The following is a 12,259-nucleotide window of genomic DNA, read 5'->3' as shown; positions in this document are numbered from 1 at the left end:
ACACCTGACGACCCGTCGCGGGGTCTGTGATCAGTGTCGCTCAGCGATCGGGTTCGCACGACTCGAGGCGCCGACCGGGCCAAAGGTTGCACCCACCTGTAACCACCGGGCCAACTCCTGGCAGCCCGTCGTGTCCGGGTCCGTGACGAGTCGTCGGTACGGCTCACGGCTGTACGCGGTGTGCCTGCCACCGTCACGGTTGGTGATCACCAGGCTGTGCCACACGATGAGAGCCGGAAGGTACCGCCGCACCGCGCGCCACGCGGAGCGGACGCGGCGTACGTCGCGACTCCACTGGGTAGGTCGCATTGAGGTACGTGCGGCATTCTGAAAAGCGTTGTCTCGCAGGATCGCAAGCATGTCGAGAATCCATCGGAACGGCCGCCGTAGTTCGAGGGTCGAAGTCAGATCGGCGATGTCGCGGATCAACGAATCCGGTTCGGCGTTACAGATCATGTCGGTGGGCGCCCCGACCCACCACGCGGGAATCTGATCGGGCAGCCGCGGGCCCTCCCCCGCGACTCCCCATCCGGAACACCCGGTGACGGCGCCGGGCGGTTGGTGCGGATCGGCGACGAATCCGAGACCCAGAACACGATTCATCACCGGATCACCGTCGCGGTGCAGTTCATGCATACAGCGTCGGACGACGACGGCGCCCTGCGAGTAGCCGACGATCATCACCGGTCCGCCGGTCTGCGCGAGCTGTCGCCGCAGCGACCGGACGCCCTGAGCCACACTGTCCGCGTAGCTCATGCCGTCCCTGCCGTTCGCCGGCCCGTAGCTTGCCGGGTATCCCACCCACCGCGACACGAAACGAGCGTCGAGATCGTCGACGACCGCAGCCAGCAACCCGGTGACCGCTGTCCGCGAATCCCCCTGGTACGACTCACCCGTTCCCCCGACCGCGAGCACCGTGATGCGATCCGCCGTCGACGCCCGAGCCATGAGGTCACCGCCGGCTACCTCATGCGCGTCTGCCGGCCGCAAGGAATCTGTGCACTCCATGTAGCCCATGGTCGGCGCAGCCGATGAGAGTAATGCCCAACGACACTGAACTTTCTCTGTGAGGCTTTCGCTGTGAGCCCGCGCGTTCGGTGAGACCGCAGGTCAGAGTCGCGCAAATCACGTCGGATCAGGTTGATTTACACAGAATTAACGCGAACACTGGATGGTGCGGTTCGTCAGGCGACCATCTCGGTGGTCGAACGAGCGCACTGCACCACCGAACAAGACGCCCGATACCAAAGAAAGCAGCGTTTCCAATGTCTTTCGCACGATTCCGTGCACAGCTCCACAATTCGTCCGACCGTCGCAGGCTCTACGACCGGATCAACCGGGTCGCCGCCGATTCTCAACGCGACGAACTGCTGATCATGGCGCAGCGCGCCGAACAGCGCTCCCACTGAGCCACACATTCTGCGCCCGTAGTCACTGACTGCGGGCGCTTTCGTGTTGATACCCGCTCTTCTTGCCGGCCCCGGATGAGTCCTGCCCCACTCTGCCGAGCCGCGTTGTCCGGAAGCCGATCACGACTGACAGACCGGGCACCAGAACAGGTTTCGACCTTCCAGTTCGCTGTGTGCGATCGGCGTCCCGCAGATCCTGCACTCTTCTCCCGCGCGCCGGTACACGTAGGTGCGCGGGCGATTCTTTGCATATGACGGGGCACCGTGATCATCCTCCGCGCGCACCACGTGAATACGGCCACGACGAACGCCGACCTTCATCAACCCGACGAGATCGGTCCACACGGCATCGAACTCGTCCGCTGTGATCGACGTCCCCGGCCTCATCGGATCGATTCCGTTGCGGAACAACACTTCTGCGCGGTACACGTTGCCCACTCCCGCGATGACCTTCTGATCCATCAGGAGCGCGCCGATCGGTCGACGCGATCGGGCGATCGCCGCGTACGCCCGCGACGGGTCGGCGTCGGACCGCAGTGGGTCGGGGCCGAGCCGTGCGACCAGTGCGTCGAGGTCGGCCGGCGTATACAGCTCGCACGCGGTGGGGCCCCGGAGGTCGACGCCGGTCGACTCCCCGACGATCCGCATCCGCACCTGTCCGACGGGCTCACCCATCGGGACCGGCAACTCGGTGAACGCGCCGTAGAGCCCGAGGTGTACGTGCAGCAGTTGCTCACGTCGACCGTCGCGATAACGCTGCACGAGGTGTTTGCCCCACGCCTGAGCGTCGTCGAAAACCATGCCGTCGACGACGGTGGCACCTTCGGCGAACCGGCCCTGTGGCGAACTGACCGCAACGCGCTGGCCGTCGAACAGCTTTCGTTGGCGCCGCGCGATGCGGTGCAGGGTATGGCCCTCAGGCACGGCGCCCTCGTGGACAGATAGTCCCTCGCCGACCGGTCATCGCCTTACGACCGGTCATCGCTGCCAGCGAGGAGTCTCGACGATCAGGACTCGGGCAGAGCCGGTGCGATGCCGGTCTCCTCGTACTCGCTGAGGATGTCGATCCGACGCTGATGGCGCGGCTCCTCGGAGAACGGCGTGTCGACGAAGGCGTCGACGATCGCGAGCGCCTCCTCGGTGGTGTGCATACGGCCGCCGATACCGATGAGCTGTGCGTTGTTGTGCTGGCGGGCAAGTTGGGCGATCTCGACATTCCAGGCGAGTGCGCACCGCGCACCCTTGACCTTGTTCGCCGCGATCTGCTCACCGTTGCCGCTACCGCCGAGCACGATGCCGAGGCTGCCCGGATCGTCGACGGTCTTCTGTGCGGTGGCGATGCAGAATGCGGGGTAGTCGTCCTGCGCGTCGTACTCGTGAGCGCCGGAATCGATCACTTCGTGCCCGTTCGCCTTGAGGTGTTCGGAGATCTTGGCTTTGAGTTCGAATCCGGCATGGTCGCCACCGACGTATACGCGCATAGCGACCACTATAGATTGAAGGCCGTGGACGACTCATCGCCTATTCCCAATGTGCCAGGACTTGCCGATCCTGCGCCGACGACGGCCCACTACGACCCCAACCGACGTTGGCTGACGCCTGCCAAGTACGCGGCGCAGCCGCGACTGCATCCTTGGGAGATCCCGACGCTTGTCGTGCTGATCCTGCTGTCGGTGGTCGGCTACGCGATCACGGTGGTGTTGGTGATGTTCGGTGTGTTCAATCAGCTCGCCCTGCTGGCACTCGCGCTGCCGTTGCTGTTGTTCCTCATCCGAGGCATCACCTACGCCACTCCCCGCGCGAACGGCGTTCAGATGACGCCGACGCAATTCGTCGAGGGATACCGGATGGTCGTCGAGGCGGCCGCCCGCTACGGACTCGAGTACGTCCCCGACGCCTACGTCGTGCTGGGCAACGGGCAGATCAACGCGTTCGCGTCGGGCCACGGTTTCCGGCGCTATGTGGTCGTCTACTCCGACCTCTTCGAGATCGGCGGCAGAGCCCGTGATCCGGAGGCGCTGCGATTCATCATCGGCCACGAGGTCGGTCACATCGCCGCAGGGCACACGTCCTACTGGCGACAACTCGCGACGAGCATCGGCATGCAGATCCCCATACTCGGCTCGCTGCTGTCTCGGGCCCAGGAGTATTCGGCCGACAACTTCGGCTACTACACGCAACCCGACGGCGCGCCGCGGGCAATGGGCGTGCTCTCGGCGGGCAAGTACATGCTGCGCGCCGTCGACTTCGATCAACTGGCCGACAGGGCAACACACGAGAAGGGCTTCTTCATCTTCCTCGTGAATCTGCTCGCGTCGCACCCCGTCCTGACGTGGCGCGCAGCCGCACTGCGTGATCGGACACGCCCGGGCGCCATTTTGTTCCGCCCGAGAACCATCGTTCGCGGCGTCGGCAGCGGCAACGCAGTACCCGTCACGCCCCCGCCCCACCCCGCCGCCGTGGCCGAGGGGTCGCTGCCCAACGGGCTCGAGGCCCCACCCAAGTTCTAGCGACGACCCGAGCTCTAGAGACAAAGCCCGAGTTCTGGCGACAGGCCACGAGAGCCAGTTCAGTCGAACTGCGGATCCTCATTGCGGCTGCGCTTGAGCTCGAAGAAGTGCGGGTACGACGCGAGGGCGACAGCGCCGTCCCAGACGGTTCCCGCCGTCTCACCGCGCGGTATCCGGGACAGGACAGGACCGAAGAACGCGACCCCGTTGACGTGGATGGTCGGCGTCCCGACATCGTCGCCCACCTTGTCCATGCCCTCGTGATGGCTGGTGCGAATCCAGTCGTCGTACTCGGTGGAGTCCGCGGCCTTCGCGAGCTCGGGATCGAGGCCCAGTTCATCGAGCGTCTCGGCGATCACGACGTCGAAATCCTTGTTGCCCTGGTTGTGGATTCGGGTGCCCATGGCCGTGTAGATCGGCGCGAGGATGTCGTCGCCCTTCGCCGCAACTGCCGCGGCTATCACGCGCACCGGCCGCCAGGCGTTCTTGAGCGCTTCGCGGTAGTCGTCGGGGATGTCGCGGCCCTCGTTGAGGACGGCGAGGCTCATCAGGTGGAAGTTCACGTCGACGTCGCGCACCTTCTCCACCTCGAGAATCCACCGCGAGGTGATCCAGCACCACGGGCACAGTGGGTCGAACCAGAAATCAATACGATCCTTTTGCGACATCTGCAAACATTCCCTTCGACATGGCCGACGCGTATCGGTCGTTCACACCCGACAGGTCATTGAATAACCATCAGGTCTTTGAACCAGCAGCACTTTCAACCAACGACCATCCGCAACGATTCCACGCCGACGTTACGCGGCTAAGCTGGCGATTGTGACTGCCCCGAATCTGACCCGAGACCAGGCGCGAGAACGCGCCACCACCATCGACGTATCCCACTACGACGTAGAACTCGACCTCACCGACGGCAGCGGCAAGCCCGGAGAGAAGACGTTCCGCTCGACGAGCACCGTCACCTTCACCGCAACACCCGGCTCTCAGACCTTCATCGATCTGGTTGCACCGACGCTCATCTCGGCGACGCTCAACGGAAAAGAACTCGACGTCAGCGGATTCGACGAGTCTGTGGGACTGACACTCCCCGATCTCGCCGCCGACAATGAGCTCGTCGTCGTCGCCGACTGCGCATACTCGCACACCGGTGAGGGACTGCACCGTTTCGTCGATCCCACCGACGATTCCGTCTACCTCTACTCGCAGTTCGAGACCGCAGACGCCAAGCGGATGTTCGCCTGCTTCGATCAACCCGATCTCAAGGCGACCTACACGATCACCGTGACCGCTCCCGAGGACTGGAAAGTCATCTCGAACGCGCTGACCGAGTCGATCGACGGCGGAGTGCACCGATTCGCGCAAACCCCTGTGATGAGCACCTACCTGGTCGCGTTGATCGCAGGGCCGTACGCGGAGTGGACAGACACCTACACCGACGACCACGGTTCGATCCCACTGGGAATCTACTGCAGGGCGTCCCTCGCCGAGTTCATGGACGAGGAGCGACTGTTCACCGAGACCAAACAGGGATTCTCCTTCTACCACAAGAACTTTGGCATCCCCTACGCCTTCGGCAAGTACGACCAGCTCTTCGTACCCGAGTTCAACGCGGGCGCAATGGAGAACGCGGGTGCCGTCACCTTCCTCGAGGATTACGTCTTCCGGTCGCGCGTGACCAACTACAACTACGAGCGGCGTGCCGAGACCGTCCTGCACGAGATGGCACATATGTGGTTCGGCGACCTGGTCACCATGAAGTGGTGGGACGACCTGTGGCTCAACGAATCCTTCGCCACATTCGCATCGGTGCTGTGCCAGTCGGAGGCAACCGAGTACACCAGCGCATGGACGACGTTCGCCAACGTCGAGAAGTCGTGGGCCTATCGCCAGGATCAGTTGCCCTCGACGCATCCGGTTGCCGCCGACATCCCCGACATCGCCGCCGTCGAGGTCAACTTCGACGGCATCACGTATGCCAAGGGCGCATCCGTGCTCAAGCAGTTGGTCGCCTATGTCGGAGTCGACGACTTCCTCGCGGGTCTACGCGACTACTTCACCTCACATAAGTTCGGCAATGCGACGTTCTCGGATCTGCTTGCCGCGCTGGAGAAGTCGTCGGGTCGCGATCTCTCCGACTGGGGCAGCCAGTGGCTCAAGACCACCGGCATCAACGTCATTCGACCCGACTTCGAGGTCGACGACTCGGGCGCGTTCACCCGCTTCGCCATCGTCCAGGACGGCGCTGCTCCCGGCGCGGGCGAGACACGCGTGCATCGCATGCGCGTCGGCATCTACGACGACACCGCGTCCGGAGCTCTCGAACGCGTCCAGAGCGTCGAACTCGACGTCGAGGGCTCGGTCACCGAGGTCGCCGATCTCGTTGGCGTCCCGCGCGGAAAACTGATCCTGCTCAACGACGACGACCTCACGTACGCGTCGGTGCGCCTCGACCCCGAATCGCTCGAGACCGCCACCGCACGCATCGGTGACATCACCGACTCGATGCCGCGCACGCTGGTGTGGTCGGCCGCCTGGGAGATGACCCGTCAGGCGGAGATGAAGGCCCGCGACTTTGTCGCGCTCGTCGAGCACGGCATCGCCGCCGAGACCGAAATCGGTGTGGTACAGCGTGTTCTGCTGCAGGCGACAACCGCGATCGAGTCGTACGCCGACCCGGAGTGGGCCACAACCGTCGGCTGGCCGCGTTTCAGCTCCCGACTCCTCGAACTCGCCCGCGCGGCCGAGTCGGGCTCCGACCATCAGCTCGCGTTCGTCAACACCCTGCTGTCCGGAAAGCTGTTCGACGAACAGATCGCCGTGGTCCGAGCGCTCCTCGACGGCGACGATCCCGCCGACCACGGTCTCGCCGGCCTGACCATCGACACCGATCTGCGTTGGAAGCTGGTGCTCGCACTGGCGACTGCCGGCGCCATCGACAGCGACCCGTCGAATACACCTGTCATCGACGCGGAGGCCAAGCGCGACAACACCTCTGCGGGTACGCGTCAGGCTGCCACTGCGCGAGCCGCGCGTCCGCTTGCGGAGGCGAAGGCCGACGCGTGGTCGCAGGCGATCGACGACGACACGCTCTCCAACATCTACACGCGAGCCGTCGTGGCAGGTTTCGACCGTCCGGGCCAGGCGGAGTTGTTGTCGCCGTACGTCGACAAGTACTTCGCCGCGGTTCCGGAGATCTGGAGCCGTCGATCGAGCGAGGTTGCGCAGACCGTCGTCAACGGTCTGTATCCGTCGTGGGAGATCACTTCCGAGGCGCTGGCGAAGGCCGACGAGTTCCTCTCCAACGATCACCCGACAGCACTCAAGCGGTTGATCATCGAGGGTCGCGCCGGTGTCGAGCGCTCGCTTCGCGCGCGAGGTTTCGACGCCGAGTGACAGTTCACAACCGAGTGACAGGTCACCTCGTCCAGGTGTAGCGAATCTGGGGTCGGCCCGCCCCGCCGTACTCGGTGACCCTGCGCACCGTGCCGGCGTCGGCGAGCCGCTCCAGGTATCGCCACGCGGTGACTCGCGAACTGCCCACCTGCGCAGCGACTTCCGATGCGGTCAGCCCGTCGGGCGCATCGCGGACCGCCCTTCCGACGGCGTCGGTGGTGTCCGGTGCCATGCCCTTGGGCGCGCCGCGTCGGGGGTCGGCGGTGCGCAGCGCGGCAAGCGCACGGTCGACGTCTCGCTGGCTGACGGCGTCGCCGTCGCCCGCGACGGTTTCGCGGTAGCGCAGGTAGTGCTCGATCTTTTCGGCGAAAGCCGCGTACGAGAACGGTTTGAGCAGATACAGCAGTGCGCCGTGCGCCACCGCTCGGCGAACTGTCGGTAGATCGCGTGCCGCCGTGATGGCGATGATGTCGGGATCGGGCCGAAGTCCCGACAGCGCGGACGCGAGGTCGATACCGCTCGCGTCCGGCAGGCCCAGATCGAGCAGCACGAGTTCGACAGGCGCCCCCGCCGCCACGGCCGCGTTCGCCGCGCGGTGCGCATCCTGCGCGGTGCCCGCCGTCGCCACCACCTCGAACCCGCCGATCCGGGCGAGATAGTCGCGGTGCGCTTGCACGAGCAGCGGCTCGTCGTCGACGATCATCACGCGTATCACGATGGCTATTCTCCGCTCGGGATCTCGACAGTGACGACCGAACCGTATGTGTGCTCGGATCGCAGGGTGCCGCCGTGACGGTTGACCACGTGACTCACCAGGGCAAGGCCGAGTCCCCTGCCCTGCGCATCGCCACCGGACTTCGTCGAATATCCTCTGCTGCAAGCTCTTTCGAATTCATCATCGGTCATACCCGGACCACTGTCGGCAACGACGATCCGCAGGAATCCGTCCGCCGATGCCACTGTGACCTCCACCCACGGGTCATCCGGATCGCAGGCGTCCAACGCGTTGTCGATCAGGTTTCCGACGATGGTGATCATCTCGTCGGTGGTCAACGGGGAGGTCTCGACCGAGTCCAGAGCGGACTCCTCCGTCAACGTCATCGAGATCCCGCGTTCTGCTGCCTGGGCCGACTTGCCGAGCAACAACGCACTGAGGGTGGGATCGCTGATCGTGTCCGAGACGCGATCGACCAGTCGCTGCGAGAGGGCGAGATCGGCGGTGGCGAGATCGGCGGCGCGCTCCGAGTGGCCGGTCTCGATCAGCGCGACCATCGTGTGCAGCCGGTTGGCCGATTCATGCGCCTGCGACCGAAGCGCTTCGGCGAAACGCGAGAGCGAATCCAATTCGCCTATGGCAGCCGACAATTCGGTCCTGTCCCGGATCGTGACGACGGTCGAACCGGGGCGCGTCGACACGGGGGCCCGATTGACCACGAGCACCCGGCCCTGATCGACGTACAGCACGTCGGTGAGAGGCTCTGTGCCGAGCAGGAATTCGGGCATCTCGTCGAGTTCAGCGACATCACCGCCACGGTCGCCTGCGAGCAACCGACGCGCCTCGTCGTTGCACAACGCGATCGTGCCGTCGTCGATCACCACGAGCCCCTCCTTGACCGAATGGAGCACCGCGTCGTGATGGTCGTACATGACGCGTAGTTCTCCCGGCGCCAGACCACCTGTGAGCCGCAACAGCCGCCGTCGGATGAGCCAGAGTCCGCCGAGGGCGGCGACGATAGCCACCAGACCGATCGACGCGATCAACGGCAGTTGGTCCAGCCACTCGTCGGTGAGCGTGGCCTGCGTGATCCCGACAGCAACCATCCCGACGATCACGCCCTCGTCGTTGCGTACCGGTGCGATCGAACGGATCGACGGGCCCAGCGTCCCGGTATAGGTCTCGGTGTAGACCTCGCCACGAAGCGCCTGGCTGGTGGAACCCAGGTATCGCTGCCCGATGAGCGCAGGCCTGGTGTGCGTATAGCGCACACCCTCGGTGTTCATGATCGTGATGAACGACAGCCCGGTGACCGAGCGGATCTCCTCCGTCACCGGCTGCAGGCTCGCGGTCGGGTCGGGAGACGCCAGCGCGCGGGCCGTCGAAGGGGCGTCGGCAATGCTCACCGCCACCGAAGTGACCTGTTCACGCGCGGCGCGCACCCCGTCGAGCCGGGCATCGAGCAGGGCGAGGGCCGCCGCTGCCACCACGATCACGACGACGACAGCCAACTGCAGCGCCACAGCCTGACCGGCGAGTGTCCGGGGACGCCACTGCAGCATGTTCGCACCATCCTTCCGCGACCGCCCATACGGCAATCGCCATCGAGTTCACCACGGTGATCGCCTGAACGAAATGAACTCAATGGTGACCCACATCACGGTGTTGCCCAACAATCTTCCACAGCGGGTGCGCTTCGAAGACGTCGACCTGCATCACAGGAAGGACAGCACGATGAATCTGAGACGACGACACCCAGACGGCGCGGTGGCGACCGACGAGTTGCCGGCAACGCCCCCCAAGAAGCGCGACAAGACGCATTGGCTGTACGTGGCGGTCATCGTCGCTGTCGTCGGAGGCGTGGCGGTGGGCATCATCGCTCCCGGTGTCGGCAAAGACCTCGGGGTGCTCGGCACCATGTTCGTCAGCCTCATCAAGATGATGATCGCGCCGGTCATCTTCTGCACCATCGTGCTCGGCATCGGCTCGGTCAGAAAGGCCGCGACGGTCGGCAAGGTCGGCGGCCTCGCCTTCGTCTACTTCCTGGTGATGTCGACCATCGCACTCGCGATCGGGCTCGTCGTCGGAAACCTGATCAAGCCCGGCGACGGCCTCAACATCACGGCGACCGCGGACAAGGGTTCGGCATTGGCCGACAAGGCCCACGAATCCGGCGGACTCATGGCATTCATCCAGGGGATCATCCCGGAGTCACTCCTGTCGGCACTCACCTCGGGCAACGTCTTGCAGGCACTGTTCGTCGCGCTGCTCGTCGGCTTTGCACTGCAGGCCATGGGCCCCAGCGGTGAACCGATCCTCGCCGCTGTCGCCTACATCCAGAAGCTCGTGTTCAAGATCCTCAGCATGATCCTGTGGCTCGCCCCGATCGGTGCATTCGGCGCGATCGCCAACGTTGTGGGCCAGACCGGCTGGGCCGCGGTCGGACAGCTGATGATCCTGATGATCGCCTTCTACGTGACATGCGTCGTGTTCGTCTTCGGCGTCCTCGGAGTGATCCTGCGGTCGGTCGCAGGCGTCTCGATCTTCCGACTCGTCCGCTACCTTGCCCGCGAGTATCTGCTGATCTTTGCCACCTCGTCCTCCGAATCGGCGCTGCCTCGACTGATCGCCAAGATGGAGCACCTCGGTGTCGACAAGTCCACCGTCGGCGTCGTGGTTCCGACCGGCTACTCCTTCAATCTCGACGGAACAGCCATCTACCTGACGATGGCGTCGATCTTCATCGCAGATGCGATGGGTGCACCGCTCTCGATCGGAGCACAGATCAGCCTGCTGGTCTTCATGATCATCGCCTCGAAGGGTGCCGCAGGCGTCAGCGGTGCAGGACTGGCAACTCTCGCCGGCGGCCTGCAGGCCCACCAACCGGCCATGCTGGACGGAGTCGGACTGATCGTGGGCATCGACCGCTTCATGTCCGAGGCTCGCGCGGTCACCAACTTCTCGGGCAACGCGGTCGCGACAATCCTCGTCGGATCGTGGACGGGGACCATCGACAAGAATCGGGTCGACGACGTGCTGTCCGGCCGCGATCCGTTCGACGAGAACGACATGGTCGACGACCATCTGGGAAGCTCCCCCACGCGACCCGATGCGACGAATGAGGACTCGACCACAGCCGTACCGGCTGAGAAGGTGTCCACGGAGAAGGCACCGGCCACCAGGGACCTGGTCGCACAGTAGGAACCGCAGCAACAACATACGAGAATGGCCCGGGATTGCTCCCGGGCCATTCTCGTTGGTTATTCGGTGCGGCTGAAGTTCTTCGGGCCGCTGAAGTCCTTCGGTGCTGCAGCTCAGATGGGTGCTGCTGCGGTCGCCATCACGTGCAGCGCGGAGATGAGTCCGTCGATGAGCTCGTTCTGCCGGAAGCTGCCGATCGCGGCGGTCACGCCCAGGTCGGCGACGCGATCGTTGACGCGGTCGGCGACCTCACTGCCCGACACCACCACGACGTCGTGCGTGTTGGGCGAGACCGCGAGCAGCGCGCCGTACGCGGGCTCGGGGGCTGCCTTGAGCAGCACGTTGCGTGCATCGGCCACCGGGTCGGTTCCGAGCTCTCCGATGTACACGGAGAAGCGCACAAGCGCCTTCTCGGTTGCGGCGTGGATCGCGTCGTCGAGTGCGATCAGTTCGTCGCGCGAGAACGGAGGGGTCGTCGCGGTCTGACCGGGAAAGCGGGTGGACGAAACGCGCCCGCTGTTGGTGATGACCGTGCCGACGGGCAACGCGGGGGCCGCGATGACCTCTGACGTTCCTTCGGAGCTTGTCGTCTGCGAAATCTCACCACTTGGCACTGGCCGAGCCTCCATCCACATCGTTCGGTTCCGCGTGACGCGGCAACGCAATAGATTCGATCTCCGTTGCGGAGAACAGCAGCGGTCCGCGGTCCCACTTCTGGTCGAGCGTGTATTCCTGCTGCTCGGGATACTTGACGCCACTCGAGAATGCCATCGAGACCACGCACGCCAGGGCGAAGATAACCACCAGGACCGTGACCGGCACTCCGATGTAGGCGATCCAGTTGTCCATGAGACCCTTCCGATCGATAAACCCTCTTGCGCACGGCCGGTGAGCGCGCGATGCACGCTCACGCCGCACAGGTCGTGTGATCAATTTAGCCCACACGACAGCCGTTCGGGCACCGACCCCTACGGTCTGTCGTAGACGCGTGCAGAGTGCTGCCGTGGCCGCCTTCTCACAGCAATGTT

General features: G+C 64.7%; 12 protein-coding genes. 4 read left to right on the top strand and 8 right to left on the bottom strand.

All coding sequences use genetic code 11. The features are described from left to right. Positions 1–30: 30 nt before the first annotated feature. The gene (locus ACRVY7_RS22080) at positions 31–1,008 is read right to left on the bottom strand and encodes a PE-PPE domain-containing protein (RefSeq protein WP_431818656.1); all 978 of its coding nucleotides are present in this window, start codon (positions 1,006–1,008) and stop codon (positions 31–33) included. A 257-nt stretch (positions 1,009–1,265) separates the two neighbouring features. Between ACRVY7_RS22080 and ACRVY7_RS22075 the strand changes: the two genes are divergently transcribed. After that, positions 1,266–1,409, top strand: coding sequence for a hypothetical protein (locus tag ACRVY7_RS22075; protein WP_200903183.1), 144 nt, complete (start codon positions 1,266–1,268; stop codon positions 1,407–1,409). 120 nt (positions 1,410–1,529) lie between these two features. On the opposite strand, the gene ACRVY7_RS22070 is transcribed toward ACRVY7_RS22075, so the two are convergent. Next, complete coding sequence (locus ACRVY7_RS22070; protein ID WP_431818655.1) at positions 1,530–2,333, bottom strand: Fpg/Nei family DNA glycosylase; 804 nt, start codon at positions 2,331–2,333, stop codon at positions 1,530–1,532. Between the two features lie 83 nt (positions 2,334–2,416). Then, positions 2,417–2,890 carry a ribose-5-phosphate isomerase gene (locus ACRVY7_RS22065; RefSeq protein ID WP_049697042.1) on the bottom strand — a complete coding sequence of 158 codons (474 nt, stop codon included), beginning with the start codon at positions 2,888–2,890 and terminating at the stop codon, positions 2,417–2,419. On the opposite strand from ACRVY7_RS22065, the gene ACRVY7_RS22060 reads away from it, so the two are divergent. Then, entirely contained in the window at positions 2,864–3,919 is a 1,056-nt protein-coding gene (locus ACRVY7_RS22060) for a M48 family metallopeptidase (RefSeq protein ID WP_200903182.1), read from the top strand. The two genes, ACRVY7_RS22065 and ACRVY7_RS22060, sit on opposite strands and share 27 nt — an antisense overlap. A gap of 59 nt (positions 3,920–3,978) precedes the next feature. Here the strand turns inward: ACRVY7_RS22060 and ACRVY7_RS22055 are convergent, their stop codons facing one another. Continuing rightward, complete coding sequence (locus tag ACRVY7_RS22055; RefSeq protein WP_431818654.1) at positions 3,979–4,587, bottom strand: mycothiol-dependent nitroreductase Rv2466c family protein; 609 nt, start codon at positions 4,585–4,587, stop codon at positions 3,979–3,981. A gap of 154 nt (positions 4,588–4,741) precedes the next feature. Here ACRVY7_RS22055 and pepN point away from each other — a divergent pair, with 154 nt between their 5' ends. Further along, positions 4,742–7,315: an aminopeptidase N gene (pepN, locus tag ACRVY7_RS22050; protein WP_431818653.1), complete on the top strand. Its 2,574-nt coding sequence runs from the start codon at positions 4,742–4,744 to the stop codon at positions 7,313–7,315. Between the two features lie 22 nt (positions 7,316–7,337). On the opposite strand, the gene ACRVY7_RS22045 is transcribed toward pepN, so the two are convergent. Beyond that, positions 7,338–8,030: a response regulator gene (locus ACRVY7_RS22045; RefSeq protein WP_049697038.1), complete on the bottom strand. Its 693-nt coding sequence runs from the start codon at positions 8,028–8,030 to the stop codon at positions 7,338–7,340. A gap of 5 nt (positions 8,031–8,035) precedes the next feature. Further along, complete coding sequence (locus tag ACRVY7_RS22040) at positions 8,036–9,592, bottom strand: sensor histidine kinase (protein WP_387316114.1); 1,557 nt, start codon at positions 9,590–9,592, stop codon at positions 8,036–8,038. 172 nt (positions 9,593–9,764) lie between these two features. On the opposite strand from ACRVY7_RS22040, the gene ACRVY7_RS22035 reads away from it, so the two are divergent. Then, positions 9,765–11,231 (top strand): cation:dicarboxylate symporter family transporter, encoded by a 1,467-nt coding sequence (locus ACRVY7_RS22035; protein WP_431818680.1) that lies wholly within the window; start codon positions 9,765–9,767, stop codon positions 11,229–11,231. A gap of 113 nt (positions 11,232–11,344) precedes the next feature. On the opposite strand, the gene ACRVY7_RS22030 is transcribed toward ACRVY7_RS22035, so the two are convergent. Both ACRVY7_RS22030 and ctaJ read right to left on the bottom strand, forming a co-directional pair. Further along, positions 11,345–11,845 (bottom strand): DUF5130 domain-containing protein, encoded by a 501-nt coding sequence (locus ACRVY7_RS22030; protein WP_049697037.1) that lies wholly within the window; start codon positions 11,843–11,845, stop codon positions 11,345–11,347. Beyond that, on the bottom strand, positions 11,832–12,080 hold the full coding sequence (gene ctaJ / locus ACRVY7_RS22025; RefSeq protein WP_049697036.1) for an aa3-type cytochrome oxidase subunit CtaJ: 249 nt from the start codon (positions 12,078–12,080) through the stop codon (positions 11,832–11,834). Before ctaJ ends, ACRVY7_RS22030 begins: the two co-directional genes overlap by 14 nt. Positions 12,081–12,259 lie beyond the last annotated feature (179 nt).

The sequence above is a fragment of the Gordonia jacobaea genome, from assembly GCF_965344965.1.
Taxonomy (GTDB): domain Bacteria; phylum Actinomycetota; class Actinomycetes; order Mycobacteriales; family Mycobacteriaceae; genus Gordonia; species Gordonia jacobaea.
Note: the sequence above shows the minus strand (reverse complement) of the source record. Positions and strands in the feature narration are given on the sequence as shown.